This is a genomic window from Psychrobacter sp. 1U2 (assembly GCF_051847575.1).
Map to the genome: position 1 here is coordinate 1 of NZ_JBPYDC010001043.1, position 730 is coordinate 730.

The following is a 730-nucleotide window of genomic DNA, read 5'->3' on the forward strand; positions in this document are numbered from 1 at the left end:
ATAATAAATAGCAATGATAAAAGAGACAAGCGTCTGCCACCAGCCCACAAACTGGGCAGATTTCACCATTTTCTTGTATGCACGTGGCGCGGCAGCGCGATACTTATGTCCTATAATATAATCTAAAAACAACAGCGGAATACCTGCTGTTAATAAAGCAATAAGGTAAGGCACCATAAATGCCCCACCACCGTTATCATAAGCCACATAAGGGAAACGCCATATGTTACCTAGCCCTACTGCCGAACCGACAGCTGCTATGATGAAACCAGTCCTACTCGACCAATTCTCTCTTGGTTCTGCCATATATTCCTCCTAACACTACAATGATAAGCTACTCAAACTTCATAAACCAAGAGATAGCTAAATTAGCAAAAAAGATGTTATACATTATTTTTTAATTAAAATAGGTTACTATAATCTTACTGAACATCTTTAGAAAGTGTCTGCTAAACATTACAAAAAGTCAAGTACTCATAGACATAAAAAGCCATAACATTTAGTTATGGCTTTTTGTCTATCGATATTAATAGAGAAGAATACAGAGAATGGAGAGTTTGTATTAAAAGAGTCTTAGCGCACCACACCTCGTTTACTATACTGTAAAGAATCAATAAGCAACTGGATTTTGGGTTCTTTTGGCAATAAATCCTCTTGCAGAATTTTGAGTGCCTGAACGGTGGTTAATCCAGATCTAAAAATCGTCACGTATGCTTGTCGCAACATATCT

The 730-nt window shown here is 37.3% G+C and carries 1 protein-coding gene and 1 pseudogene; both read right to left on the reverse strand.

Features of this window, described 5'->3' with window-relative positions; genetic code table 11:
- Positions 1 to 306: pseudogene (locus ACS8FD_RS20275) on the reverse strand (sodium-dependent transporter); the annotation flags it as partial.
- A 267-nt stretch (positions 307 to 573) separates the two neighbouring features.
- A complete protein-coding gene (locus ACS8FD_RS20280; RefSeq protein ID WP_439277189.1) occupies positions 574 to 726 on the reverse strand; it encodes a hypothetical protein in 153 nt (50 codons plus the stop codon).
- Between the last annotated feature and the right edge of the window lie 4 nt (positions 727 to 730).

Coding starts and splice junctions, on each gene's coding strand:
- ACS8FD_RS20280 (WP_439277189.1), bottom strand. CDS start 726: ATGTTGCGACAAGCATACGTGACGATTTTTAGATCTGGATTAACCACC.